Raw genomic sequence first — 24,917 nt, 5'->3', positions numbered from 1 at the left:
CCCATGAGCGTGCCCCGCCTCTATGACTTATCGTCCGTCGCTGTGCAGGCGATCAGGTCAGCAGCGGCGCCGTGGGGCTGGTAGGAGTAGCGGAGCGCGGTGAACATACGCCCATCATGCAGAAGGGGACCTAAAAAATCCCAACGCTCTGACCATGAGACCGAAGCCAGCGAACGGCAGAATCCAGCCCAGGTGCAACGGAAGCGCGGCCAGCCACTCGGGGATGCCGCTGAGCACGACGCCAGCGGCGATGACGGGGAGACCGCGGGCATCGATCCGGCCAGCCTGCCGTTCCTGCTCGCTTATCCGCTCGTCCAACTGGCCCAAGCCCGTCTCGAGGCTTGTGGTCAGATCCGCCAACTGCTTGTCCCTAGCGCTTTTGTCCTCGGCCAGCCTCGTGGTGACCTGGTTGAGACGGCTTTCAACGCTGCGCACGTAGGCATGCACCATCGCGACCTGGTCTGCGAGCGGCTGGTCGGCGTTCAGGGGCGGGGGTCTGTTCGTGAGCACCGCATTGCCGAACGACTCGCTGGACCCTGATCCGCTGAGGTTGATGGTCTGCGGCGGCAGGTTCAGAATCCGGTTGGCCTGTGTTCGGGCCCAGTTGGTGGAGGACGTAAGGAGCTCCCGCCAGCCGGCAGGTGCTGTGATGATCGCGCCGACCACAGCGATAAGGACGCCGATGCCTTTGTTGACCTCGGCGAGCACGGCCGCTTCAGTCAGAACGCTCGCATTGATCACGGTTAACCAGGCTAGCGGCATTCGTCAGCTATCCCGCACTACCGAAGTGCCGCCACGTCCACGCCCTCGAACTGGTACGTGACCGTGATGTCGCCGCCCACCAGCTGCTTGACGGGGATGTCCAGGCCGTCGAGCTTGCGCTGCGACTCCTGGATCTTCACGAGCCGGTCAATCGCGGCGAGGATCGGGCCGTCATCTTGGATGGGCACGCCGTCCCACATGACGACCCTGCCCTTGTCCACGAGGTAGTGCGTCGTGTCGGCCACCGCGCGGGCCCGCCGGGCGAGCTCGTCGAGCTGCATCCACATGAGCTGGCGAACCTCTCCGGCCAGCTCCCGCACGGTGTCCTTCAGCGCGCGCTGTACGGCGTCGTAGGCGCTGCTCTTGGACGCGAAGCCGAGCCGTTCGGCGATGTCGCCGTAGGTGAGGTTCTGGGCGCGGAGGGGCAGGCTTCGGCGTCGCGTTCGGCGGTGTCGGGGCTGCGGTGTAGCGGCCGTTGCCGCCTCGGGGTTTGGTCATGGGGGCTTCCCTTCCTGACCTCAGGGTACGGAGGCCCGTGGCGGGGCGTAGCGGTCCAGCTCAGAGGAACCGGCGAATCTGGAGCAGCTCGAAGAGCGCCGTCCGTCTTGCGGACGATCAGGCCGCGGGCGCCAGGGTTGGCGAGCATCATCGCGTGCAACTTCTCCAGCGCCGTGCGGGATTTGCCGGTCCCGGCGGGGCCAGACAAGAGCACCTCAGGGTCGCTGCGGCGGAAAATCTCGGCCACCGCGCCGCGCGGCAGGTAGCGGTGCTGGAGCGCTATGGCCATGGGAGAGATTGTGAAGGATGCGCCCCGATCTTTGCCGAGTCCTAAGATCACCCCGTGACGTCAACCGCTTACGTGCGCGATCTGATCAGCACGGCGCTTCAGGAATTCGACGACCGTCCCCTTACGGCCAATGTGCGGAGGGCTATCCGCATCGCCAACCTGGTGGGTGATACGCAGACTGCGATCCGGCTCTCCTACGAGCTCAGAGATATCGGTGGCGACAAGACAAGCAATATTCGTGATGTCCAACGCCTCATGGCGGACCCGGGCACCTGGCACGACCCTTCAGGGCCCGCCTCTATGGCGCTTGAGGGCTACCTCGCCGATCGCCGCAGAAGCCCGGGCACTCGCGATGACACGATTCTCGCGCACTCGCTCGACCACATGGACTTTCTCGATCGCGTCTTCGCCGAGATAGGTGACGAGAAGATCAGTGATCGGCAGTGGACAGAACAGCTCGGGATCGACAGCAGGTTCAACGAGATACGGAGCACGGTCCGCTACAGGGTGTTCATGGCGCTCTGCGGCTGGGAGCGCCAATTGAGCTACCAGGGCGTCCGTGAGCGGATCTTCTCGGCACAGCGGGCGCGAGTTGATCAGCTCCTTGCCCAGGAAGCGCCTCACCTCATGGACATGTTCAACGTTGCGTTTCGGCGGCTAGCCGAAGCAGCGGGCGGGCAGCCAGGCGTTGCGGTCGCTGAGGAGCTTTCCCAGGCCATCACCTCGTGCCGGAGGATCCTGAAGGCCGTTGCCGATCATGTCTATCCACCAACTCCGGGCGCAACAACGGAAACCGGGGCCAAACTTGACGACCCTGCGTACAGGAATCGGCTCAGGGAGTACACCAAGCAGGCCATCGACAGCGGCAGTGTTGCCGCGACCGTCGAGGCCATGATTGCCGGGGTTTATGACCGCTTCGCCACGCTCGATCGGCTTTCCAGTAAGGGTGTCCACGCCGAGCTGGCTCTCGAAGAGGCAGAGTGGTGCGCCCTCAACACCTACCTGGTCTGTGGGGAGATCCTCCGCATACATGAGCGCCGTAGCGTAAGCGGATCCCCTGCCTGCTAGCGGGAGGTGTCGCCGGGGACACCTGGACCACTAACCGAGGGGAGCTACCTCAGGTCGTCGAGCGAGATTCCCTCGAAGCTGTACGTCACCGTGACGTCGCCGCCCACCAGCTGCTTGACGGGGATGTCCAACCCGAGCAGCTTCGCCCGCCGCTCCTGAATCTTCAGCATGCGGTCAATCGCCGCCAGCACCGGCGCGTCGTCCTCGATCGGGTCGCCGCGGCCGTCGTCGACCGCGGCGTTCCCGTCGTCGTCGATGAACGGCTGGCCGAGTCGTACGACCCGGCCTTGGGACACGGTGACGTGCCTGCGCTCCAGGACCTCGCGGGCCTTGCGGGCGAGCTCGTCGAGCTGCATCAGCTCCAGTTGCCGGAGCTCCTCGGCCGGCTCCTGGACCGTGGCCTTGAGGGCGCGTTGGACGGCGTCGTAGGCGCTGCTCTTGGACGCGTAGCCGAGCTGGTCGGCGATGTCCTGGTAGCTGAGGTTCTGGGTGCGGAGGCGGCACGCTTCGGCGTCGCGGGCCGCGGTGTCGGGGTCGCGGGTGAACTGGCCGTCGCCGCCTCGGGTCTTGGACATGGCGCCCCCTTCCTGGATCAAGGGTACGGAGATCGGCGACATTGTCGTGGGTCCTGGGTGCCGCACGCGACGACTATTCATCAGGCCCGCCTATGTGCGGGGTGGGAGCTCCGTCGTGACGGAGATGGACACGGAGGGGCGGTAGCACCCGCTCACGACGCCGCTTCCGACGCAAGAGTCGGATGATCTTGGTGGGGTGATAGGCATTCCACCGTGAGGCGATTCTCTCTTCCAGAGGCAGACAGAATCCCCACAGGGACGATCTCTCCTCACTCCGAACGGAACAAAATTCGAGATCTTGGTGGGTGGCTGTTGGCCCACGTCGTAGCCTGAACACATGGAAGGGCCTGTACCGCGTCAAAACTCCGTCGTTACGGCTCTGAGCTGCGGTTTGACTGAGTTCGCCGGTATAGACAAGATCACGGCTTGTGCTTGTTCGCCTGCTCTACCTCACCATGGTTCGGGTGTTCGGCTGGCTGATGTTGCTGGGCCGCAGCCAGGCTTCGAAGAACGTGGAGATCATGGTGCTGCGTCAAGAGGTGGCGGTGCTACGGCGTCAGGTCGCCCGCCCGAAGCCGGACTGGGCCGATCGGGCCGTTTTCGCGGCGTTGGCCCGGTGGCTGCCGGCCGTCTTACGCGGTCATCGGCTCGTTACTCCGGCGACCTTGCTGGCGTGGCATCGGCGTCTGCTCCGAGTGGCCTGGACCTATCCGCATCGTGGCGGACGGCCGAGAACGGGCCCGGAGATCCGGGACTTGATCGTCCGTCTCGCGAGGGAGAACCCGGGGTGGGGATATCGACGGGTGCATGGGGAACTGGTGCGGCTTGGCTACCAGGTCAGTGAGGCGACCGTGCGGCGCATCCTGCGCTTATGTCGCTTCGGCCCGGCACCCCGGAATCTCGACACCTCCTGGCGGGCCTTTCTGCGGTCACAGGCCAAGGGGCTTGTTGCCTGCGATTTCTTGCACGTTGACACGATCTTTCTGAAGCGCCTGTACGTGTTGTTCGTGATGGAGGTCCATACGCGGCGCGTGCACATTCTGGGTGTGACCTCCCATCCGACCGGCGCGTGGACCGCTCAGCAGGCCCGCAACCTCCTGATCGACCTTGGCGAGCGAGCGGAGTCGTTCCGCTTTCTTATCCGCGATCGGGACGCCAAGTTCACCGCCGTCTTCGATGAGATCTTCGCCGCCGCGGGCATCACGGTGTTGAAGACGCCGCCGCGGACACCGAGGGCGAATTGCTACGCCGAGCGATGGATCCGTACCGTGCGCGCCGAATGCACCGACCGCCTGCTCATCTACGGTGAACGGCACCTGCGCACGGTCCTGGATGAGTACATCGATCACTACAACCGGCATCGGCCTCACCAAGCGCGTGGGCAACGACCACCCAATCAAGATGAATACGTTGTGGTACCGATGGGAGGCCGGATCGAACGCCGCAAGGTACTCGGCGGAGCGATCAGCGAGTACCGCCGAGCCGCATAACTCGGTCTGGGAAACCCCCGCTCAGACCGTACGCGTGGGTTTTGATGCGCTACAGCCGGCCAAGACCCGCCCCAAGGCGCTGGTGTGGACCAGGGACCGGGTCAACGACTGGCATCAGGAGTTCCAGGACTACCGCAGGGCGGAGAAGCTCCGGCGTGGAGGGCGGCGGGTCGATCCGATCGACGCCTACATCCGCGTACCGCGCCCTTCGCCGGTGATGGTGTGGACACCTGAGCAGACCCGGCTGTTCCTGGAAGGAGCCAGCCGGCATCGGCTGTTCGCCCTGTACCGGCTGATCACGCTTCGAGGGCTACGACGAGGCGAGGCGTGCGGGCTGCGCTGGAAGGACGTCGATCTCGACACCGGAACCGCGAACATCACCTGGCAACTCGTGCAACTGGCCGGACAGATCCACGAGGGCAGGCCCAAGACCGACGCCTCCATGCGCACCATCGCCCTGGATGCCGAAACGATCGCGATCCTGCGTGCCCACCAGCGGCGCCAGCGCGAAGAACGGCTCGCGGCGGGGGAGGCCTGGAAAGGCACCGGCTTCGTGTTCACCCAGTCCGACGGGGATCGGCTGCACCCGCAACACGTGTCCGACCAGTTCCTGTGGCTGGCCTACCTGGCGGGACTACCACCGATCCGGCTTCATGATCTACGGCATGGCGCGGCCTCGTTGATGCTGGCCGCAGGCGTGGCGATCAAAGTGGTCCAGGAGACGCTCGGGCACACCTCCAGTGCTTTCACCGCCGATACCTACACCTCGGTCTTTCCGCAGGTGGCGATGGCGGCGGCGGAGAAGACCGCGGCGCTGTTGCTGGGAGATGACGATCAGGAGGAGCGGGGCGCGCTGAGGCATCTCCGCGCATAACCGAAGTGGGAGAACGGCCTCGTCTCGCCGGATTCACGGCGGAACGGGGCTGTTCGTCTTGACGCTGCGCCGCTGAGCGACGCGTGAGATGGCATCATGATCATGGTGTGTACGGGGTTGGTACGGGCGAGCACCGCGCGAGCACGGATCGGCTAGAACTATGTTCCGCATCGCTGGTGCGACATGCATCTCCGCAGGTCAGCGCCATGATCAAAGCGCGCCCTGCAGGATTCGAACCTGCGACCGTCGGATTAGAAGTCCGGTGCTCTATCCAGCTGAGCTAAGGGCGCTCCCGCCTAATTGTGCATGATCCTGGGAGCTCGTACGTACTCGATTCTGCGTGTCACGCCGCTCCCTCAGCTCAGCGACCACTCGCCCTGCTGCTCCCCGAACACCGACCCCACCCCGAACTGGGCTTTCGTGAGGGTTGTGGTCTCGGACACCTCGAAGCCGGTCATGCCGCCGAAGCCTCGCCCCTCGCCCATGGCGGTACCGGAGCGGGACCGGTTGCCGGCCGGGTGGACGCGGGTTCCCCTGCCCCGGACGAACGTCGGTGGAAGCGGCCAAGGCGCCGGGAACGATCCACAACGTGAGCGGGAATGTCCGAAAACCCCAGGCGGGGGGCGCACATATAGGGCTAAGGTGTCGTGGCATGGTCGCGACGGTCCTGCACGAGATTCCTCTGCAGGGCGGGGACGTGACGGACGGAGTGGTGCGGATCGCCGACACGGTGCGTAGGCCCATCTGCCGTTCCAGCCCCGCCGTGCACGCTCTGCTCCGCCACCTCGAGGCGGTCGGCTTCGACGGGGCGCCGCGGCTCGTAGGCATGGACGCCACCGGTCGCGAGATCATCACCTTCGTTCCGGGCACGGCGGGCCTGACCGTCCACAGCGTCACGGACGAGGCGCTCGGGTCCCTGGCCGTCCTGCTGCGGCGTTTCCATGACGCGACCGAGGGCTTTCCGCTGGCCGGGCATCGGTGGGAGGGCGGGTCGAACGACGACGACGTCCCCGAGGTGATCGGGCACTGCGACCTGACCCCCGAGAACGTGATCTTCCAGGGCGCCGAGCCCGTCGCGCTCATCGACTTCGATCTGGCGCGGCCCACGACGAGGGCGTTCGACGTGGTCACCACGCTGCGTCACTGGGCGCCGATCGCCGATCCCGTCGACAGGCATCCGCTGCTGCGCCACGTCGACGTCGGCGCGCGGCTGCGGCTGTTCTGCGAGGCGTACGACCTGCCGCCGCGCACGCGCCGCCGCCTGCTTCCGCTGGCCAGGCTGCGCTTCGGCCGTTCCTACGAGGTGATGAGGGCCAGGGCGGCCGAGGGCGGCGGCTGGGCGAGGTTGTGGGAGGACGGCGCGGGCGAGCGCATCCGGCGGGCCGCGGCATGGCTCGACACCCACGAAGATGAGCTTCATGCACATCTCGTCTAGGTCCGCGGGAATCGCACTCGGAGTTCTCGTGGACGCCGTCGTCGGCGACCCCAGGCGCGGGCATCCCGTCGCGCTGTTCGGGCGGGCGGCGGCGGCGCTGGAGCGGCGCCTGTACGGCGACGCCCGCCCCAACGGCGTCGCGCACGTCGCGATCTGCGTGGGCGCCGCGGCCGGCCTGGGCGCACTGGCGAGCCTGGCGCCCGAACGCGTACTGAGCGGCTCCCCTGCGCGACTCGGTGGTCCCGCAGCGCGTCCGGCATCGGGCAGGGCGGGCGTGGTCAGGGCGGTGGTGGAGACCGGGTTGACCGCAGCCGCCACGTGGGCGGTCCTGGGCGGCACCACGCTGGCCCGTGAAGGCGTCCACATGGCCGAGGCCCTCGAGGCCAAGGACATCGAGGCCGCCAGGAAGCGCCTGCCGCACCTGTGCGGCAGGGATCCCCGCACGCTGGAAGCGCCCGAACTGGCCAGGGCCACGGTCGAGTCGCTGGCGGAGAACACCTCCGACGCCGTCGTCGCCCCGCTGTTCTGGGGCGCGATCGCGGGGGTTCCGGGGCTGCTCGCCTACCGCGCCGTCAACACCCTCGACGCGATGGTCGGCCACCGCTCCCCGCGCTACGAACGCTTCGGCTGGGCCGCCGCCAGGCTCGACGACGTCGCCAACTACGTCCCCGCGAGGATCACCGGGCTGCTGGCCGTCCTGGCCGCTCCTGACAGCAGGCGCGCCCTGCGGGTGCTCAGGAGGGACGGTCACCGTCACCCCAGCCCCAACGCGGGCAGGTGCGAGGCCGCGTTCGCGGGCGCGCTCGACGTCACGCTGGGCGGCGTCAACGTCTACGGCAGCAGGGTCGAGCACCGTCCGGAGATGGGGGAGGGGTCCAGGCCGGAGGTGCGCGACATCCGCAGGGCGGTGCGGCTCACCAGGACGGTGAGTCTCGCGGCCGCCGCTATCGCCGTGCTTGCTCCAGCACTCTGGCCGCGTCGCGCTCGTAGAAGCCCCGCGCCAGGAGCGTGATCACGCCGCCGACCACCATGAAGGGGATCAGCGCGTACATGCCGGTGGTGAGCGAGCCGCTGGTGTCGGAGATCCGTCCGACGACCAGCGAGCCGAACGCGCCGCCGAACGTCGTCAGCAACTGCAGGACGGCGAAGCCGAGCCCGCGGGCGTGCGCGCCGACCACGTCGGCCAGGCAGGCGGTCATGTTCGGGATCGCGATCGACATCAGCGTGCTGGCCACCAGGGTCAGGACGCTGAGCCAGAGCATGGAGTCCATGGCCAGGGCCCCCGCGAGCACCGCGGAGCCCGCGGTGATGCCGCCGCCGCCCGCGAGCAGGCGGCCGCCCCTGACGGTGCCGTGCCACTTGGAGCCGAGCCTGGAGCCGATCAACGTGCCGAGCACGGGTCCCGCGATCGTGATGAGGCCGCTGACCGAGCCCGCCGCGCCGGTGCCGACGCCGAACGTACGGACCATGAGCGAGGGCATCCAGTAGAAGATGCCGGCCAGGCCGAGTGTCAGCAGGGCCAGCCCGACGCAGACGATGGCCAGCGTGGGGATGCGCAGGACCTCGAGGAAGCGTCCCGCGCGCCTGTCCTTGAGTTCGGCGGGCACGGCGGCCTCTGCGACTCCGGCGGGCTCGCCCGGCTGGGTGGAGCCGCCCGCGACGAGCGAGTCCAGGTGTCCTCTGGCCGGTTCGCGCAGGCGCCAGCACAGCCACGCCGCGATCAGGCCGGGCACGACCATGACGAGGAAGGCGGTCCGCCAGCCGTACGCCTGGGCCAGGACGCCGCCGATCAGCGTGCCGATGCCGCCGAGATAGGTGGTGACCCTGGTCAGGCCGTACGCCTTGGCCCTGGAGACCGGCGGGTAGTAGTCGGCGGTCAGGGAGCCGGAGGCGGGGTTGTCGATGCACTCGGCGGCGGCCAGGAAGACGCGCATCGCGTAAAACATCGCGAAACCGGCGGCCAGGCCGGAGCCGAGTGTGGCCACCGCCCACAGCAGCACGACGACCGCGAGGATGCGGGTCCTGTTGACGCGGTCGGCGAGCTAGCCGGCGGGGATGGCGACGAGGGCGGCGGCCAGCGCGGAGGCCGTGGGGATCGAGCCCGCGGCGGTGTCGCTGAAGCCCCATTCGGCCTGCACGTGCGGCAGCACGCCGGACAGGAGGTTGTGCTCCACGCGGTCGACCAGGCCGACGACGAACAACACGATCAGCGGAGCCCAGCCGTAGGGCGCGCGGGAGGCGGCGTCGATCCCTGCCGGAGGAGGGCTGCCGAACAGGCGGGTCGCGACCATGCCCCATCCTTTCCAGAATTGTATTCTAGGAGTTTGTTCTAGACAGAGTGGCAGAAGTCACAGCCTGCGCCAAGAGGTATCGGGAGACGGACCGCTACCGTGGCCGCGTGAAGGGTGCGCTGCTGGTGGCCGGGACCACGTCGGATGCGGGGAAGAGCGTGGTGACGGCGGGCATCTGCCGCTGGCTGGCCAGGCAGGGGGTGCGGGTCGCGCCGTACAAGGCGCAGAACATGTCGCTCAACTCCTTTGTCACCGCCGACGGCGCCGAGATCGGCCGCGCGCAGGCGATGCAGGCGCAGGCGGCCGGGCTGGAGCCGCTCGCCGACATGAACCCGATCCTGCTCAAGCCGGGCAGCGACCGCCGCAGCCAGGTGGTGCTCATGGGCAGGCCACTGACCGACGTCGACGCCATGGAGTACGGCGCACTCAAGGACTTCCTGCGCGAGAAGGCCCTGGAGTCCTTCGAGCGGCTGAGGTCCGCCTACGACGTGGTGATCTGCGAGGGCGCGGGCAGTCCCGCCGAGATCAACCTCAGGCGCGGCGACATCGCCAACATGGGCCTGGCCCGCGCCGCGGGTCTGCCGGTCGTCGTGGTCGGCGACATCGACAGGGGCGGCGTCTTCGCCGCCTTCTACGGGACCGTCGCCCTCCTCGACAGGGAGGACCAGGCGCACATCGCCGGGTTCGTCGTGAACAAGTTCAGGGGAGCGGTCGAGCTGCTCGAGCCCGGCCTCGACACGCTGCGCGGGCTGACCGGCCGCGAGGTGTACGGCGTGCTGCCCTGGCTCGAAGGGCTGTGGCTGGACGTCGAGGACTCCCTGGCCCTCGACAACCGTCCCGCCGTCACCGGCACGCCGTACGGCAGGCAGACGCTCCGCGTCGCCGTCGTCAGGCTGCCTCGCGTCTCGAACTTCACCGACCTCGACGCGCTGGCCGGCGAGCCCGGCGTGGTGGTGCGCTTCGTCACCACCCCCGCCGAGCTGGACGACGCCGATCTGGTGGTCCTGCCGGGCTCAAGGGCCACGATCGCCGACCTGGCGTGGCTGCGCTCGACGGGCCTGGCCGACGCCCTGGTCGCGCGCGAGCTGCCGGTCCTGGGCATCTGCGGCGGCTACCAGATGCTGGCCCGCGAGATCGTCGACGAGGTGGAGTCGGGCGCGGGCCTGGTGAAGGGGCTGGGACTGCTGCCGGTGCACGTCACGTTCGCCAGGGACAAGCGCCTGGCCAGGCCCACCGGCGAGGAGTACGGGCACCCGGTCTCCGCCTACGAGATCCACCACGGCGTCGCCACGGTGGAGGGCGGCGAGCCGTTCCTCGACGGGTGCAGGGTCGGCGCGGTGTACGGCACGACGTGGCACGGCGCGCTGGAGAACGACGGCTTCCGCCGCGCGTTCCTGACGGACGTGGCCGCGCGCGCCGGCCGCGACTTCGTGCCCGCGCCGGCCACGAGCTTCGCCGCGCTCAGGGAGGCGCGGCTCGACGCCCTCGGTGACCTGGTCGAGCGCCATCTCGACACCGACGCGCTGCTCAGGCTGATCGAGAACGGCACAGGGCCTGTGCCGTTCCTGCCGCCGGGCGCGTAAGCGCGGCCGCCGCCCCCGAGAGGCGGTCAGTGGATGCGGTCGGGGATCGTGCGGGGCAGCGCCCGCAGCCAGGCGTCGAGGTCGCGCGGCCACCATCGCCCCGCCGCCAGCCTGCCGAGCGTGCCCGCCACGCTGGCCGCCGACGAGGGGGAGGGCACGACCCGCGCAGGGGCCGCTCCCGCCAGCACCCCGAGCCACCAGTGCCGCTTCGTGGCGGGAAGCTCCTCGGGCTCCAGCACGACGTAGTAGTCGGGCAGCACCCTCCGCTCCTCGCGCAGCGCCGCGAGCGTCTCCTCGACAGCGACCTCCAGCCCTCCGACGGGCTCGGTGCCGTCGAAGAAACCCGCCCACGCGCGCCCGACCTCGGCCAGCGGATCGGCGTCGTGGACCACGTAGGTGGCCCTGGCTCTGGTCACCGCCTCCGTCACCTGCTCGGGCAGGAGTTCGCCCGTCGTCAGGGTCCGCACGTTGTGCAGCCCCTCGAGCCCCGTGACCACCTCGGTCGCCCGCTCTCCCGTCACCACGACCACCGTGCTGCTCACCCGCCGCATCCCTGGAGTCTACGGAAACCGTGTGCTTCAATCACCTGACGGGCATGTGGGGCGCCCGCTGACACTCGTTGTCCAGGACAGGCAGGCCCCCATGAACGACAGCGACACGATCGCCCAGCTGGCACGGCGTGCGGTCAGGGCGAGCAAGCGCATCGAATGGCACAACAGGCTCGTGCGCGATCTCGAGCTCACCCGGCAGAAGCTGCGGCGCGCCACGCGTCTCATCGAGGAGCTGTCGGCCGCCGAGCCGCCGCCTCCCGAGTACCTCACCGCCGTCCGCTCGCCCACGCGCAGGCCGTTCCAGCAGGTGACGGTGGTGATCGACGGCTCTGCCTGCCTGATAGGTCTGAGCCAGGCCCGCTCCTCGTGGGGACACGAGGCAGACGACTGGCGCAGAACGGTCGATCTCGTCAGGCGGGTGCGGAGCGGGCGGCTCCCGTGATCGCGCCCACTGTCTACCGGCCGCTGCCGCGGCCCCAGGCGTGGCTGATCACGTGGGTCGACGGCGAGCCTGTCATCGTGATCAACTCCAACCTCGACGAGGGCGAGCAGCGCGCCGCGCGCCTGGACGCGCAGCGCGCCGCCCGATCCACCCGCCCGCCGTCGTGACGGCTCAGGCGGCCGTCTGCTGAAGGACGGCGCCGGGCGTGTCGGCGAAGAAGCGGACGGTGGTGACCGACTCCCTGGCGCCGAGCGGGCGGGTCACGGTGATGGGCTCGGCCAGCTGGACGATCACGTTGGTCTGCGAGGAGACCGCCACGCTGAGCCGTCCGTCGGCGACCGTGACCATGCCGTTCTCGTTGTAGGTGCGCGAGACGCGCATCGAGGTGATGAGCTCGCGGGGGATGCGCAGGTCGAAGTAGGCGCCGCAGCGGACGCGCAGCTCGTCCTCGGTCAGGACGTGCGGCCTGGTGACGCAGGCCGCGCCGAAGGCCAGCCCGAACAGCACGCCGTACAGGTCGATCACGAGGACGGCGACGCGGATGGGGGCCGGCACGTCGAAGGCGACCATCAGCAGGTCCACCGCCACCAGCTCGACGATCATCATGAACAGCACGAGCAGGATGGTCGTGCTCTGCTCCTTGGAGTAGGAGAGCGCGGTCGCGCCGGGCGGCACCCCGTGGCGCCGCCTGGCCACCCACAGGCCCAGGCTGGCCATGCCCTTCAGCTCGAACTCCAGCAGCCTGCGCACCTTCGCGGGCACCAGCTGCTCGTAGGTAGCCGAGAGCGCGGCCCGCCGTCCGAGCCCTGCTCTGCGCGAGGCGCTGAACAGCCGGTAGGCGGTCACCGCCTCCAGCGCGAGCACGAGCATCACGATGGTCTCCCCGGCCACCAGGACGGGCGTCGGCAGCGGTACGCCCGCGATGAGCAGGGTCATGAGGACCAGCTCGGCGGGGATGACGGTGTACAGCGCGGCGCGCGCGAACCTGAGCATCACACTCCTTCCTTCAGGGTGAGCAACAACAGCTTGAACACCTCGGTCTGGGCCGGGTTGAGCTCGTCGGTCAGCGCCTCCAGCCACGCCGACCCCGGCCCCGAGTGGGCCGCCATCGCCGAGGTCATCTCGGCGGGCAGGTAGTCGGCGAGATCGGCGGCGAGAGCCGCGATCCTGGGGTCGCCCGGCTCGGCGTCGTCGAGCGCGTCGAGCCGGGCGTAGAGCTCGTGGGCCTTGGCGAGGGCCTCGGGCGAGGTGAGCGGGGCCAGCAGGGCGCGCACCTCCTCCTCGCCCGCCATGGTGCCGACCAGGGTCAGCAGCTCCCTGTCGAGCGCGGCGAACCTGGAGCCGCCCGATGACAGGTCGCGCAGCGCCGTGGTGAGGTCGGGGGAGATCAGCGAGTCGGGGTTGAGGTCCACCAGGCGGAGGAGCTCGGCCAGCTTCTCGCGCCTGAGCCTGATCACCGCCTGCTGCCTGGCCAGGTCGGCGTCGAGCTCCTCCAGGACCTCGCGCAGCTCCTTGCCCGCGTCGTCGGCCAGCACGTCGCGCAGCTCGTCCAGCGACAGGCCGAGCGCGGCCAGCTGCCTGACGCGCGACAGCAGCACCGCGTCGCGCAGCCGGTACTCCCGGTAGCCGTTGGGCAGCCGTTCGGGCTCGGGGAGCAGCCCCAGGTGGTGGTAGTGGCGCACGGTCCGGGTGGACACCCCGACCAGCGCGGCGAGCTCGCCGATCCTCATGGGCTCATTACACACGTTGACGTTACGTCAAGGTCAAACCCTTCACGCCGTTGCGCGTTGGCAGCAAAGCGACGAAAGATGACAGTCGTCCGGCTGGGGCCGACGCCCCGAGTCAGCGAGGATGACCCGGTTGCCGAGGCCGTGTGGAAGGAGCGAGGGATGGATCTTGGAGTGGCCCTGCCCACGTCCGGCGCGTACGCGTCGGCGGAGGCGATCGTGCGGGTGGCGCAGGGCGCCGAGCGCCTGGGCTATGGAGCGGTCTGGACCTACGAGCGCCTGCTGTATCCCACCGGCGGAGCCACCGCGGGCGGCAGGCCCCAGCCGCTGCCCGACTTCTATGCCTCGACGTTCGAGCCGATCGAGACGCTGAGCCACGTGGCGGCGTGCACCGACCGCGTCAGGCTGGGAACCAGCGTCGTCGACGCGGTCTTCCACAGCCCTGTCGTGCTCGCCCGCCGCTTCGCCACTCTCGATCGGTTCAGCGGTGGGCGCGCCATCGCGGGGCTGGGGCTGGGCTGGATGGACCAGGAGTTCGAGGCGGTCGGCGTCTCGCAACGCGCCAGGGGCGAGGCGCTGGAGGAGGCGGTCGGCCTCGACCACGTCCTGTTCGCCGACACCGCCTCCACCACGGCCGACGAACTGCTGCGCCGCCTGTCCGAGCTGCGGGAGGCCGTTCCCTCGGCCGAATGGGGGCCTGCCGCGTGAGAAGCGGATTTCTGGATCGCCGTCCGGAGCGGATCGCGATACGTGCCGCCAGACTGTTCGACGGCCATGGGCCCGGCTACCTGCTCGATCCGCTGGTGCTCGTCGAAGGGGGCCGGGTCGTCGAGGCCGGGTCCGGCCTCGAGCCGCCGCCGGGGGTCGAGGTCGTGGATCTCCTCGGGCTCACCCTGCTGCCCGGGCTGGTCGACAGCCACGTCCACCTGGCGCTGAACGCTACGGACGAGGCCGTGGACCATGTCACGCACGCCGACGAGGCCGCGCTGCTCGTGTCCATGAGGGCGGCCGCCGCGCGCACGCTGGCGGCCGGCGTCACCACCGTCCGCGACCTCGGTGACCGCGACTATCTCTCGTTACGGCTGCGCGAGGAGACGGCGGCCGACCCCACGGCAGGACCTACCATCCTCGCCTCCGGCCCTCCGCTCACCACGCCCGGAGGACACTGCTGGTTCCTCGGAGGGGAGACCAGCGGCGTCGACGGCGTCAGGGCGGCGGTCAGGGAGCGGGCGGAGCGCGGGGCCGACGTGGTCAAGGTGATGGCCACCGGCGGAGGGATCACCGCGGGCTCGGCCATGCACGAGCGGCAGTACGGCCGGGCCGAGCTCAGGGCCGCCGCCGAGGAGGCGCATCGGCTGGGCCTGCCCATCACCGCCCACGCGCACTCGCCCGAGGGCATCGCCGACGTCGTGGCGGCGGGTTTCGACGGGATCGAGCACTGCACGTTCTACGCCGAGGACGGCGTCAGGGCCGACGAGGGGCTGGTCAGGGAGCTGGCGGAGAGAGGGATCGCGGTCTCGCTCACCCTCGGCGCGCTTCCCGGCGGCCCGCCGCTCACTCCAGAGCAGGCCAAGCAGCTGCCGGCCTTCGTCGCGGGCCTCCACATGATGCGGGAGGCGGGTGTCACCCTCGTGTGCGGCAGCGACTCGGGCATCTTCGCCGTCAAACCGCACGGCGGTCTGGCCCACAGCGTCGCTGCCATGGTGGACATGGCGGGGCTCACGCCGCTGGACGCGCTCCGCTCGGCCACCTCGGTGGCGGCGCGGGCGTGCGGAGTCGGCGAGCGCAAGGGAAGGGTGGCCGCGGGCTTCGACGCCGACCTCATCGGCGTGGAGGGCGACCCCCTGGCCGACCCCGCGGCGCTGCTGGACGTCCGAGCCGTCTTCCGGGCGGGACGTCCAGTCGCCCTCGACGAGCAGGACGCGCGGGGACGCGGGCAGGCAGGCGGCGGGACAGACAAGCCCTGACCGGGCGTGGACGGCGAGGCTCGCGCGTCCACGCCCGGTCAGGGCGGGTTCTCACGTGCGCCGCTCAGGCGTCACCACTCGCGGTTGTCCGTCCCGGTGCCGCCGTCGACGGGGACGCTGGTGATGCGCACGCTGTCGGCCGCGCTCGGCAGGGCGCTGACAGCGGTGAACCCGATGGCGACCACTCCTGACGCGACCAGCGTTGCGATGATGCGTCGCATATTTCCTCCCGTGTGATTGGCAAGCGTTCCTCATGCTGACATTCACCGTGTCGATGCCAGGAGCAGGAAAACTGCCGCCCTTGCCGAAATTCCCGCCACGGTGGTGGTCATCGTGTGGCGCGACACCGTGCCATCAGCTCATGCCGCCGCGTGGGAACCCCGATGAGCCTTGACCACGGGGATACCTACAATTCCAGTAGGTTATTATGGGTTTACCCGAACCCCCGCATCGAAGGGCGATCTCCCCATGTCTAGACGCGTCACAGCGGCCGTGCTCCTCGCCGTCACGGGACTCCTCGCCGCCTGTGGCGGGGGAGAGCCGGCCGCCAAGGCCGTGGCGGCAGGCCGGCCGGTGTACGGCGGCACGCTCACCTACCTGGAGCATCAGCCGCCGTCCTGCCTCTACCTGCCCGCGGCGGGCTTCTATCCCAACGGCGGCCTGCTCAACCAGCTCACCGACAAGCTGACCTGGCAGAACCCCGAGACGCTCGCGATCGAGCCGTGGATCGCCACCAGGTGGGAGGTCAACAAGGACGCCACCGAGTACACCTTCCACCTGCGCGACGGCGTGACCTTCAGTGACGGCAGCCCGCTCGACGCCTCCGCGGTGGCGGCCAACTTCGACGTGTACGGCAAGGGCAGCACCGAGCTCAAGCTCCCTCCTGCCGAGTTCGTCAACAACTACGAGCGCAGCGAGGTCGTCGACGCCAGGACCGTGCGTTTCTTCTTCGACAAGCCGTCGCCCGGCTTCCTGCAGGGCACCTCGGTGATCGGAGCGGGGCTGGTGTCGAAGAAGACGATCAGCCTGCCGTACGAGCAGCAGTGCCAGCTGAAGAACGTGGTCGGCTCTGGACCGTTCACCGTCGCCGACCAGATCGTGGACAAGCAGATCGACCTGAAGGCGCGCAAGGACTACAACTGGGCGCCGCCGTCGTCGAAGCATCAGGGTCGTGCCTACCTCGACGAAATCAAGATCATCGTCACGCCCGAGGACAACGTCCGCGTGGGCGCGCTCACCAGCGGACAGGCCGACTTCGTCCGCTACGTGCAGGCCTACGACGAGCAGACGGTCAAGAGCGCGGGCTTCACCCTCTACGCCGAGCCGACCAGAGGCGTCAACAACGGCCTCTACCTGCGCCCCTCCAACAGCATCCTGAGCGACGTCAAGGTGCGCAGGGCGCTGCAGAAGGGCACGAACATCAAGGAGGTCGTGGACACCCTGTTCACGCCGAGCTACCCGGTGGCCACCTCCGTGCTCAGCCACCTCGCCCAGGGCTACACCGACCTGTCCAAGGAGCTGGTCTTCGACCCCGACCAGGCCAACACGCTGCTCGACGAGGCCGGATGGAAGCGCGGCGCCGACGGCGTACGCGAGAAGGACGGCAAGAAGCTGGAGCTGGGAGTGTTCGTCTCGCTGCCCCAGCCGCTGTCCAAGCAGACCCTCGAACTCGTCGCCCAGCAGTGGGCCAAGCTCGGCGTGAAGCTGGAGGTCCGTCCTGGCGACGCGGGCACCCTCGCGGTCGACATCAAGAACGCGGAGAGGACGGCGGTCAGCCACGGCATGGTCGGCCGCGCCGACCAGGACGTCATCAAGAGCCACTTCCACAGCAAGAACCGCGACGTCATCCTCTCCGAGGACGAGCAGCTCGACAGGCTCCTCGAGGAGCAGTCCGCGCTGGCCGACGTCGCCAGGCGCAACGAGAAGGTCGCCGAGATCCAGCGCTACGTCGTCGAGCGGGGCTACGCGATCCCGCTGTTCGAGGAGCCCCAGGTGTACGGCGGCGCGCCCACCGTCCACGGGGTGAGCTTCGAGGCGGTGGGAAGGCCGAGCTTCTACTCGGTCTGGAAGTCATGAGGAGGGCGGGGCAGGCGCTCCTGGTCCTGTGGGCCGCCTTCACCGCGAGCTACGTGCTGCTGCACCTCCTGCCCGGCGACGCGATCCTGATCAAGTTCCAGAACCCCGAGCTCGGCCTGTCGCCCGAGCAGATCGCGCAGATCAGGCAGGCCTACGGCTCCGACGGACCTGCCGCCTACCTGCACACCCTGCTCGGCTTCCTGCGCGGCGACTTCGGCTACTCCATCGACACCGGCACCCCTGTCGTCGAGCGGCTGGCCGAGGCGCTGCCCGAGACGGCGAAGCTGGCGGGGCTCGGGTTCGCCGTGGCGATCGTGCTCGCGGTGGGCATCGCCTTCACCCCGTGGCTGAGGGAGCTGCCGTCGCTGTTCGTGGCGATCCCGGTCTTCTGGGTCGGCATCCTGCTGATCCAGCTGTTCTCCTTCAGGCTGAAGCTCGTCCCCGTGATCGGCGGCAGCGAGTGGCAGCAGCTGATCCTGCCGGTGCTGACGCTCGCCGTCCCCATCTGCGCGCCGATCGCCCAGGTACTGGCGCGCGGCATCGACCACGCGGCCACCCAGCCGTTCGTCCAGGTGGTGGCGGCCAAGGGGGCCTCGCGCCGGTGGATCCTGTGGCGGCACGTGGCGCGCAACGCCATGCTGCCCGCCCTGACCATGGCCGGCCTCACCTTCGGCGAGCTGATCGCCGGATCGGTCGTGACCGAGACGGTGTTCGGCAGGAACGGCGTCGGCCGCCTCACCGAGCAGGCCGTCAGCAGCCAGGACACGCCCGTGCTGCTGGCCGTGGTGGTGCTGGCCGCGACCGTGTTCGTGCTGGTCAACCTCATCGTGGACCTGCTGTTCCCGATCCTGGACCCGAGGCTCAGATCATGAAGTGGATCGTCGTCGCGCTGGTGCTGCTCTGGGCGGCGGTGCCCGCGCTGTTCACCGGATACGACCCGATCGCGGGCGTGCCCGCCGACAAGCTGCTGCCGCCGAGCACCGAGCACCTGTTCGGCACCGACGCCGTCGGCCGCGACCTGTTCGCCCGCGTCGTCCACGGGGCGGTCCACTCGCTGTCGGGCGCCTTCGTCGCCGTGGGGGTCGGGCTGGTGCTCGGGACCCTGCTGGGGCTGCTGGCCGGCTCGCTGGGCGGTCTGGTCGACACGCTGGTCATGCGCGTGGTGGACGTGCTGCTGTCGGTGCCGGGTCTGCTGCTCGCGCTCACCGTGATCATCCTGCTGGGTCCAGGCACGGTGAACGTGGCCCTCGCCGTCGGCATCGGCTCGGTGGCGACCTTCACCCGGCTGGCCCGCTCCGAGGTGGTGAAGGTACGGCGCAGCGACTACGTGGAGGCCGCGTTCGGCAGCGGCGGCGGCTTCGCGGGCGTGCTGTGGCGGCACGTGCTGCCCAACTCGCTCGGACCCGTCATCGCGCTGGCCGCCCTGCAGTTCGGCGCGGCCATCCTGGCCGTCTCCACGCTCGGCTTCCTCGGCTACGGCGCCGAGCCGCCCACCCCCGAATGGGGACTGCTCATCGCCGAGGGACGCAACTACCTGGCGACCGCCTGGTGGCTGACCACGCTGCCCGGAGCCGTCGTCGTGGCCGTGGTGCTCGCCGCGGGCCGTATCAGCAGGAGGATCGATGAGCTTGCTCGACGTGCGTGACCTGACCGTCTCATATGGTGGGCGCCGCGTGGTCCACGGGGTCTCCTTCTCCCTCGACCAGGGCGAGGCCGTCGCGCTGGTCGGCGAGTCCGGCTCGGGCAAGACCACGACCGCCCACGCCATCATGGGCCTGCACAGGGCCGACGGCGGCCAGATCCTCCTCAACGGCACTGACATCGCGCGCTGGTCCTCCCGCAGGATGGAGTCGGTGCGCGGCGCCCAGATCGGGCTCGTGCCGCAGGATCCCGGCAACTCGCTCAACCCGGTCAAGACCGTCGGCGCGCAGATCGGTGAGACGCTGCGCATCCACAGGAAGGGCGACCGCCGCCACGTCAGGGACCGGGTCGCCGAGCTGCTGGTGCGGGTCGGCCTGACCGAGGAGCACGCCACCCGCTACCCGCACGAGCTGTCAGGAGGCATGCGCCAGCGGGTGCTGATCGCCGCCGCGATCGTGCTGCGCCCGCAGCTGATCATCGCCGACGAGCCCACCAGCGCACTCGACGTGACCGTCCAGCGGCGCATCCTGGACCTCATCGACGACCTGCGCTCGGAGTTCGGCACGGCGCTGCTGATGGTGACCCACGATCTCGGCGTGGCCGCGGGACGGGCCGACAGGATCGTGGTGATGAAGGAGGGCCGCGTCGAGGAGCAGGGCCCCGCCTCCGCCGTGGCCTACGCCAGACGGCCCGAGCAGGAGGCCTTCCGCGCTCCCGCCCCCGAGGCGCCCGTCGCGCTTGCCGTACGCGAGCTGGTGAAGGACTACGGCGCGTTCCGCGCCGTGGACCAGGTCTCCTTCGAGGTACGGCAGGGCACCACCCACGCGGTGGTGGGGGAGTCGGGCTCGGGCAAGACCACCACCGCCCGCATGATCGCCAGATTCGTCGCGCCCACCTCGGGCGAGGTCGAGGTCGGCGGCGCGGCGGGCGGGCGCGACTTCAGGAGGCACGTGCAGCTCGTCTACCAGAACCCGTACGGCTCGCTCGACCCCCGCCAGAGCGTACGGCGGATCGTCGAGGAGCCGCTGCGCAACTTCCGGCTGGAAGGCTCGGCCGCCGAGCTGCTCGAGCGGGTCGGCCTGCCCGCCGACCTGCTCACCCGCAGGCCCCGCGAGCTGTCGGGAGGCCAGCGGCAGCGGGTGGCGATCGCCAGGGCGCTGGCCGTCTCACCCAGGCTGCTCGTGCTCGACGAGGCCGTCTCCGCGCTGGACGTCGGCTCCCAGGAGCAGATCCTCGAGCTGCTGGGGACGCTCCAGCGCGAGCTGGGCATCACCTACCTGTTCATCTCCCACGACCTGAAGGTCGTGCGGCAGATCTCCCACACCGTGTCCGTCATGAACAAGGGAAAGATCGTGGAATCGGGAACCACCAGGGACGTCTTCACCGACCCGCAGCACGAGTACACCCGCGAGCTGCTCGCCGCCATCCCCGAGCCGGTCCGATGACGCGCAGGAGACTGGGCTTCTTCACCAGGCTGCTCGACCAGGCCTCCGCGGGCGAACGCTACGAGCTGGCCGCCGAGCAGATCGCGCACGCCGAGGCGCACGGCTTCGACTCGGCGTGGGTGGCCCAGCACCACTTCGGCGAGAGCGAGGGAGGGCTGCCGGCGCCGCTGGTGTTCCTGGCGGCCGTCGCCGCGAGGACGAGCCGCATCAGGCTCGGCACCGGCATCATCACCCTTCCCCTCGAGCACCCCGTCCGGGTCGCCGAGGACAGCGCCGTTCTCGACCTGCTGTCGGGCGGGCGGCTGGAGGTCGGCGTCGGCAGCGGCGGCACCGCCTCCTCCTTCGCCGCCTTCGGCCACGACAGCGCCGCCAGGTCGGCGATCTACGCCGAGCACCTGGCGATCCTGGTGAACGCCTGGTCGGGCGGCGACCTGGGTGGCGGCAACCACCTCTACCCCGCCGCGCCCAGGCTGCTCGGCGCGGTGTGGGAGGCGACGTTCTCGGTCAGCGGCGGCGAGCGGGCGGGGCGGGCGGGCAACGGCCTGATGCTCTCCCGCACCCAGCCGCGCGCCGAGGGCGTCACCCTGGCCGAGGTGCAGAAGCCGATCGTGGACGCCTACCACGAACACCTGCCCGCGGGTACGGCACCGCGCATCGTCGCCTCCCGCACAGCCTTCGTCGCCGACTCCCGCGAGGAGGCGCAGAGGTACGCGCGGGCGGGCATCGCGCGCGCATCCCGCCAGTCACCCGAGCTGGCGGCCTTCCTCCAGGCCGACACCCACGTCGGCACGCCCGACGAGGTGGTCGCGAGCCTGCGCGCGGACCCCACCCTCGACAGGGTCACCGACCTGGTCTTCCAGGTGCACTCGGTGGACCCGCCGCACCCTCTCATCCTCCGCTCGATCGAGCTGCTGGCCACCAAGGTGGCGCCGGCGCTCGGCTGGACCCCTTCGGAGCACGCGTGAGCGACATCATCGACCACCTGGCGGGAGTCAGCCCCGGCTCGCCTCTCGACGTGCTGCGCAGGCGGCGGCCCGACGCGAGAGAGCACGCGCAGCGCGCCTACGAGGCGCTCTTCGTGCCGAGGGACGCCCTCCACGAGGGCGGCGTCAGCGAGGTGGGGCTCGAGGAGGTGACCCAGGCCGAACGGCACGCGGTCGCCGCCTTCGTCGCCGACCTGCACGGGCACGACAAGACCACCGCCCTCTACGCCGAAGGTCTCGACCCCGATCTGGCCAAGCAGGTCGCCGTGCAGGCGGCGGCGGGAAGGGCGCAGGGCCCCTACGGCCGCTACCGCGACCCCGAGCTGGCCCACGAGAGCGTGGAGGGACCGCGCTTCGGCGCCGAGGCGATCGACGGCAGGCTGGCCGCGGCGCTGGAGCACGCGCACCTGCTGGTGTTCCGTCCGAGAGAGGCCGCGCCCGAGGACCTGGGGCGGCTGCGCGAGGCGGGCTGGTCCGTCACCGGCATCGTCACGCTCTCACAACTGGTCGCCTTCCTCACCTTCCAGATCCGTGTGGTCACCGCACTGGAGGCACTCGCATGAAGTTCACCCAGGACCAGCTCGGCTGGGAGCCGTGGATCGAGCCGCTGGCCGAGGACGAGCTGACCGACGAGCACAGGCACGCGCTGGTCGACAGGGCCAGGGCCGCCTCGCCGTACTTCAGGCTGCTGGCCCGCGATCCGGCCGTCCTGCACGCCCGCACCAAGACCGACAACGACATCTTCTACAACGCCGAGGACGGCCTGCCGCGCGGTGAGCGGGAGCTGGCGGCCACGGCCGTCTCCCGCGACAACGGCTGCGTCTTCTGCGCCTCGGTCCACGCCCGCTTCGCCTCCCACCACAGCAAGCGGGAGGAGGACGTCCAGCGGCTGCTGGACGAGGGAACGGCGGCCGAGCAGGACGACAGGTGGCGCGCGATCGTCGACGCCGCCTCGGCGCTGACGCGGACCCCTCCGAGGGCCGACGTCGCCGCGCTGCGCGGGCAGGGGCTCGACGATCTGGCCATCAGCGACGCGCTGCACGCGGCCGCCTTCTTCAACTGGGCCAACAGGCTCATGCTTTCCCTGGGAGAACCACGATGAGTCTTGACCATCTCGTCTACGCCGTTCCCGCCCTCGAGGAAGGGGTGGCGGCGTTCGCCGAGCGGACGGGGGTCCGCCCCGTGAAGGGCGGCTCGCATCCCGGCGGGACCGCCAACTACCTCGTCGGCCTTGGCCCGACCGCCTATCTGGAGATCATCGGGCCCGATCCCGAGGTGGAGGGCGCCAGACCGAGGGCGTTCGGTCTCGAGACGCTGACCGAGGCGCGCCTGGCGGCGTGGGCGATCCGGCCCGAGGACCTGGACGCGACCGTCGAGCGGGCGCGCCAGCGGGGCTACGACCCTGGAGAGGTGCATCCGCTGTCGCGCCGCACGCCTGACGGCACGCTTCTCGAATGGCGGCTGACCCGCAGGCACGACCCCGCGGCGATCAGGCCGGTGCCCTTCCTCATCGACTGGGGCGCGACCGCGCACCCCGCCGCCTCGGGGCTGCCGCAGCTCACCCTGGCCGCCTTCGCCGCCGTCACGCCCGAAGCCGAAGGACTGCGCGCCGACCTCGACGCGGTCGGCGCCGAACTCGACGTCGAGGAGGGGCCCGAGGTCGTGCTGAGGGCCGTCCTCGACACCCCGAACGGAAAGGTGGAGCTGGCATGAGCAGTCTGCGTGAGTATCTCTCCCAGAAGCGGGCGGCGCTGCTGGCCAGGCGTGAGAGCCAGACCGGCGGGCCCGTGCCGCTGCGTGCGAGCGTCACGGCTGAAGGCCGAAGCGGGGTGCGCAGGATCAGGATCAGGGACTTCCAGATCCTCAGCGACAGCGGGCCCGACTTCGCAGGCTACGACCTCGGCCCCGGCTCGCCCGAGCTGCAGGCCGGCGTGCTCGGCAGCTGCGTCACCCACATCTTCCTGATCAAGGCGGCCGAGCTGGAGATCCCGCTCGACTCGCTCACCGTGGACGTGGAGGCGGAGTACGACCCGCGCGCCCAGGCCCCCGGCAACACCGACATCCCGGTGTACCCGCAGAACTTCAGGTACGAGGTGCGCATCGACTCGCCCGCCTCCGACGAGGAGCTTGCCAGGCTGCACGCCGAGGTCGAGCGGGTCTGCCCCATCCTCAACCTGATCCGCAACCCCCAGGAGATCAAGGGGCAGGTGGTGCGAGCGGTCTCAGCGTGACCGTCTGAGCAGCCAGATCAGGTACGGTGTGCCGACCAGCGCGACGATCAGCCCCGAAGGCAGCTCCTTGGGGGCAAGCAGCCACCGCCCGAGGCTGTCGGCGGCCACCACGAGCGCCGCGCCGAGCAGCATCGCGGCGGGCAGCAGCCGCCGGTGGCCAGGGCCGACCAGGCGCCTGGCCAGGTGCGGAGCCACCAGGCCGACGAAGCCCACCGAGCCGACCGCGGCGGCCGCACCCCTGCCAGGAGCGCGCCGGCGGACAGGACGGCCATCCTGGCCCCGTTGAGCGGCAGCCCGAGGGAGCGGGGCAGGTCCTCGCCCAGCGCCAGCAGGTCGAGCGGCCTGGCCGCCAGCCAGAGCAGCACGGCGGCGAGCATGGGCAGCGCCAGCCACACCAGGTCGTCGCTCGACCTGGCGTAGGTGCTGCCGCTCATCCAGGTCAGGGCGGCGGCCAGCGCCATGCCCGCCTTGAGCGCGGCGAAGTACACCAGGGCCTGCGCGGCGGCCAGGATCCCGATGCCGACCAGCACGACCCGCACGGGATCGAAGCCGCCCTTCCTGTAGGCGACCGCGACCAGCAGGCCGAGCGCGGCCAGCGCTCCGGCGAAGGCGACCAGCGGGAGCAGGGGGCGCGGGGCGGCCGGCACCAGGATCAGCAGCCCGACGGCGGCGACGCCCGCCCCGCCCGCGACGCCGAGCAGGCCGGGCTCGGCCAGCGGGTTGCGGATCACCGCCTGCACCGCCACCCCCGCCGCGGCCAGGGCCGCTCCTGCTACGGCCTTCAGCCGAGACCGAGCAGCCTGACGGAGACGGGGGCGATGAGCCCGACGAAGGCCAGCGGCCCCGCCACGGTGACGACGGCGGCGGCCAGCGCGATGGCCAGCAGGAGCGCGCCCGCCCGCACCCTGAGGACGGCGGTGCCCATCGTGGCGGTCGCCATCAACGCCATGGCCACGGCCGTACCGGCCAGGATCACCCGGTATGGGGGT

Annotated in this window: 29 protein-coding genes, 1 tRNA gene and 2 pseudogenes; 19 read left to right on the top strand and 13 right to left on the bottom strand. The window is 70.1% G+C overall.

Going from position 1 to position 24,917, the window contains the following annotated elements:
• Positions 1-114: 114 nt before the first annotated feature.
• Complete coding sequence (locus ABFX55_RS24555) at positions 115-741, bottom strand: hypothetical protein (RefSeq protein WP_346124657.1); 627 nt, start codon at positions 739-741, stop codon at positions 115-117.
• A gap of 38 nt (positions 742-779) precedes the next feature.
• Positions 780-1,082 (bottom strand): hypothetical protein, encoded by a 303-nt coding sequence (locus ABFX55_RS24550; protein WP_346124655.1) that lies wholly within the window; start codon positions 1,080-1,082, stop codon positions 780-782.
• 521 nt (positions 1,083-1,603) lie between these two features.
• Between ABFX55_RS24550 and ABFX55_RS24545 the strand changes: the two genes are divergently transcribed.
• Positions 1,604-2,617, top strand: a complete 1,014-nt coding sequence (locus ABFX55_RS24545; RefSeq protein WP_346124653.1) for a hypothetical protein — start codon at positions 1,604-1,606, stop codon at positions 2,615-2,617.
• A gap of 44 nt (positions 2,618-2,661) precedes the next feature.
• On the opposite strand, the gene ABFX55_RS24540 is transcribed toward ABFX55_RS24545, so the two are convergent.
• Positions 2,662-3,192, bottom strand: coding sequence for a hypothetical protein (locus ABFX55_RS24540; protein ID WP_346124651.1), 531 nt, complete (start codon positions 3,190-3,192; stop codon positions 2,662-2,664).
• A 464-nt stretch (positions 3,193-3,656) separates the two neighbouring features.
• Between ABFX55_RS24540 and ABFX55_RS24535 the strand changes: the two genes are divergently transcribed.
• Both ABFX55_RS24535 and ABFX55_RS24530 read left to right on the top strand, forming a co-directional pair.
• Positions 3,657-4,682, top strand: a complete 1,026-nt coding sequence (locus tag ABFX55_RS24535; protein WP_346124649.1) for an integrase core domain-containing protein — start codon at positions 3,657-3,659, stop codon at positions 4,680-4,682.
• Positions 4,603-5,556, top strand: coding sequence for a site-specific integrase (locus ABFX55_RS24530; RefSeq protein ID WP_346124647.1), 954 nt, complete (start codon positions 4,603-4,605; stop codon positions 5,554-5,556). Before ABFX55_RS24535 ends, ABFX55_RS24530 begins: the two co-directional genes overlap by 80 nt.
• 216 nt (positions 5,557-5,772) lie before the next feature.
• Here ABFX55_RS24530 and ABFX55_RS24525 read toward each other — a convergent pair.
• Together ABFX55_RS24525 and ABFX55_RS24520 are read right to left on the bottom strand one after the other, a co-directional pair.
• A tRNA-Arg gene (locus ABFX55_RS24525) sits at positions 5,773-5,846 on the bottom strand.
• A 66-nt stretch (positions 5,847-5,912) separates the two neighbouring features.
• Positions 5,913-6,041: a hypothetical protein gene (locus ABFX55_RS24520; RefSeq protein ID WP_346124645.1), complete on the bottom strand. Its 129-nt coding sequence runs from the start codon at positions 6,039-6,041 to the stop codon at positions 5,913-5,915.
• A gap of 167 nt (positions 6,042-6,208) precedes the next feature.
• Between ABFX55_RS24520 and ABFX55_RS24515 the strand changes: the two genes are divergently transcribed.
• Together ABFX55_RS24515 and ABFX55_RS24510 are read left to right on the top strand one after the other, a co-directional pair.
• Entirely contained in the window at positions 6,209-6,991 is a 783-nt protein-coding gene (locus ABFX55_RS24515; RefSeq protein WP_183647829.1) for a phosphotransferase, read from the top strand.
• Positions 6,975-8,003 (top strand): cobalamin biosynthesis protein, encoded by a 1,029-nt coding sequence (locus tag ABFX55_RS24510; RefSeq protein ID WP_379479108.1) that lies wholly within the window; start codon positions 6,975-6,977, stop codon positions 8,001-8,003. The genes ABFX55_RS24515 and ABFX55_RS24510 overlap by 17 nt, the downstream gene beginning before the upstream one ends.
• Here ABFX55_RS24510 and ABFX55_RS24505 read toward each other — a convergent pair.
• Positions 7,936-9,021: pseudogene (locus tag ABFX55_RS24505) on the bottom strand (MFS transporter); the annotation flags it as partial. The gene ABFX55_RS24510 and the pseudogene ABFX55_RS24505 overlap by 68 nt on opposite strands.
• A 12-nt stretch (positions 9,022-9,033) precedes the next feature.
• A complete protein-coding gene (locus tag ABFX55_RS24500) occupies positions 9,034-9,282 on the bottom strand; it encodes a hypothetical protein (protein WP_346124642.1) in 249 nt (82 codons plus the stop codon).
• A 107-nt stretch (positions 9,283-9,389) separates the two neighbouring features.
• Between ABFX55_RS24500 and ABFX55_RS24495 the strand changes: the two genes are divergently transcribed.
• A complete protein-coding gene (locus tag ABFX55_RS24495; RefSeq protein WP_346124640.1) occupies positions 9,390-10,865 on the top strand; it encodes a cobyric acid synthase in 1,476 nt (491 codons plus the stop codon).
• A gap of 26 nt (positions 10,866-10,891) precedes the next feature.
• On the opposite strand, the gene ABFX55_RS24490 is transcribed toward ABFX55_RS24495, so the two are convergent.
• Complete coding sequence (locus ABFX55_RS24490) at positions 10,892-11,416, bottom strand: hypothetical protein (protein WP_346124638.1); 525 nt, start codon at positions 11,414-11,416, stop codon at positions 10,892-10,894.
• 91 nt (positions 11,417-11,507) lie between these two features.
• On the opposite strand from ABFX55_RS24490, the gene ABFX55_RS24485 reads away from it, so the two are divergent.
• Together ABFX55_RS24485 and ABFX55_RS24480 are read left to right on the top strand one after the other, a co-directional pair.
• Positions 11,508-11,858: a hypothetical protein gene (locus ABFX55_RS24485; protein WP_183647815.1), complete on the top strand. Its 351-nt coding sequence runs from the start codon at positions 11,508-11,510 to the stop codon at positions 11,856-11,858.
• Entirely contained in the window at positions 11,855-12,025 is a 171-nt protein-coding gene (locus ABFX55_RS24480; protein WP_346124636.1) for a hypothetical protein, read from the top strand. Before ABFX55_RS24485 ends, ABFX55_RS24480 begins: the two co-directional genes overlap by 4 nt.
• A gap of 4 nt (positions 12,026-12,029) precedes the next feature.
• Here ABFX55_RS24480 and ABFX55_RS24475 read toward each other — a convergent pair whose 3' ends face one another.
• Together ABFX55_RS24475 and ABFX55_RS24470 are read right to left on the bottom strand one after the other, a co-directional pair.
• A complete protein-coding gene (locus tag ABFX55_RS24475; protein WP_346124634.1) occupies positions 12,030-12,851 on the bottom strand; it encodes a hypothetical protein in 822 nt (273 codons plus the stop codon).
• Positions 12,851-13,588 (bottom strand): MerR family transcriptional regulator, encoded by a 738-nt coding sequence (locus ABFX55_RS24470; RefSeq protein ID WP_346124632.1) that lies wholly within the window; start codon positions 13,586-13,588, stop codon positions 12,851-12,853. The genes ABFX55_RS24475 and ABFX55_RS24470 overlap by 1 nt, the downstream gene beginning before the upstream one ends.
• Before the next feature lie 159 nt (positions 13,589-13,747).
• Between ABFX55_RS24470 and ABFX55_RS24465 the strand changes: the two genes are divergently transcribed.
• On the top strand, positions 13,748-14,293 hold the full coding sequence (locus ABFX55_RS24465) for an LLM class flavin-dependent oxidoreductase (RefSeq protein ID WP_346124631.1): 546 nt from the start codon (positions 13,748-13,750) through the stop codon (positions 14,291-14,293).
• Positions 14,290-15,552: an amidohydrolase family protein gene (locus tag ABFX55_RS24460; protein WP_346124629.1), complete on the top strand. Its 1,263-nt coding sequence runs from the start codon at positions 14,290-14,292 to the stop codon at positions 15,550-15,552. Before ABFX55_RS24465 ends, ABFX55_RS24460 begins: the two co-directional genes overlap by 4 nt.
• Positions 15,553-15,623: 71 nt before the next feature.
• Here the strand turns inward: ABFX55_RS24460 and ABFX55_RS24455 are convergent, their stop codons facing one another.
• The gene (locus ABFX55_RS24455) at positions 15,624-15,773 is read right to left on the bottom strand and encodes a hypothetical protein (RefSeq protein ID WP_346124627.1); all 150 of its coding nucleotides are present in this window, start codon (positions 15,771-15,773) and stop codon (positions 15,624-15,626) included.
• A 247-nt stretch (positions 15,774-16,020) separates the two neighbouring features.
• Between ABFX55_RS24455 and ABFX55_RS24450 the strand changes: the two genes are divergently transcribed.
• From ABFX55_RS24450 to ABFX55_RS24410, 9 genes are read left to right on the top strand one after another with little or no spacing between them, the layout of a single operon-like run.
• A complete protein-coding gene (locus ABFX55_RS24450; RefSeq protein ID WP_346124625.1) occupies positions 16,021-17,628 on the top strand; it encodes a TIGR04028 family ABC transporter substrate-binding protein in 1,608 nt (535 codons plus the stop codon).
• Positions 17,625-18,500, top strand: a complete 876-nt coding sequence (locus tag ABFX55_RS24445; RefSeq protein ID WP_346124623.1) for an ABC transporter permease — start codon at positions 17,625-17,627, stop codon at positions 18,498-18,500. The genes ABFX55_RS24450 and ABFX55_RS24445 overlap by 4 nt, the downstream gene beginning before the upstream one ends.
• Positions 18,497-19,273, top strand: a complete 777-nt coding sequence (locus ABFX55_RS24440; RefSeq protein ID WP_346124621.1) for an ABC transporter permease — start codon at positions 18,497-18,499, stop codon at positions 19,271-19,273. The genes ABFX55_RS24445 and ABFX55_RS24440 overlap by 4 nt, the downstream gene beginning before the upstream one ends.
• Positions 19,251-20,714: a dipeptide ABC transporter ATP-binding protein gene (locus tag ABFX55_RS24435; protein ID WP_346124619.1), complete on the top strand. Its 1,464-nt coding sequence runs from the start codon at positions 19,251-19,253 to the stop codon at positions 20,712-20,714. Before ABFX55_RS24440 ends, ABFX55_RS24435 begins: the two co-directional genes overlap by 23 nt.
• Positions 20,711-21,679, top strand: a complete 969-nt coding sequence (locus ABFX55_RS24430; protein WP_346124617.1) for a putative FMN-dependent luciferase-like monooxygenase — start codon at positions 20,711-20,713, stop codon at positions 21,677-21,679. Before ABFX55_RS24435 ends, ABFX55_RS24430 begins: the two co-directional genes overlap by 4 nt.
• The gene (locus ABFX55_RS24425) at positions 21,676-22,260 is read left to right on the top strand and encodes a CMD domain protein (RefSeq protein WP_346124615.1); all 585 of its coding nucleotides are present in this window, start codon (positions 21,676-21,678) and stop codon (positions 22,258-22,260) included. The genes ABFX55_RS24430 and ABFX55_RS24425 overlap by 4 nt, the downstream gene beginning before the upstream one ends.
• A complete protein-coding gene (locus ABFX55_RS24420) occupies positions 22,257-22,799 on the top strand; it encodes an alkylhydroperoxidase domain protein (protein ID WP_346124614.1) in 543 nt (180 codons plus the stop codon). Before ABFX55_RS24425 ends, ABFX55_RS24420 begins: the two co-directional genes overlap by 4 nt.
• Positions 22,796-23,410: a VOC family protein gene (locus ABFX55_RS24415; RefSeq protein WP_346124612.1), complete on the top strand. Its 615-nt coding sequence runs from the start codon at positions 22,796-22,798 to the stop codon at positions 23,408-23,410. Before ABFX55_RS24420 ends, ABFX55_RS24415 begins: the two co-directional genes overlap by 4 nt.
• Complete coding sequence (locus ABFX55_RS24410; RefSeq protein WP_346124610.1) at positions 23,407-23,928, top strand: OsmC family protein; 522 nt, start codon at positions 23,407-23,409, stop codon at positions 23,926-23,928. The genes ABFX55_RS24415 and ABFX55_RS24410 overlap by 4 nt, the downstream gene beginning before the upstream one ends.
• Here the strand turns inward: ABFX55_RS24410 and ABFX55_RS24405 are convergent.
• A pseudogene (locus tag ABFX55_RS24405) lies at positions 23,920-24,659 on the bottom strand (FecCD family ABC transporter permease). The gene ABFX55_RS24410 and the pseudogene ABFX55_RS24405 sit on opposite strands and share 9 nt — an antisense overlap.
• A 50-nt stretch (positions 24,660-24,709) precedes the next feature.
• Entirely contained in the window at positions 24,710-24,904 is a 195-nt protein-coding gene (locus tag ABFX55_RS24400) for an iron chelate uptake ABC transporter family permease subunit (RefSeq protein WP_346124608.1), read from the bottom strand.
• Positions 24,905-24,917: the final 13 nt, after the last annotated feature.

The sequence above is a fragment of the Nonomuraea roseola genome, from assembly GCF_039535395.1.
GTDB classification, from domain to species: Bacteria; Actinomycetota; Actinomycetes; order Streptosporangiales; family Streptosporangiaceae; genus Nonomuraea; species Nonomuraea roseola.
This window is presented reverse-complemented; position numbering and strand designations above follow the sequence as displayed.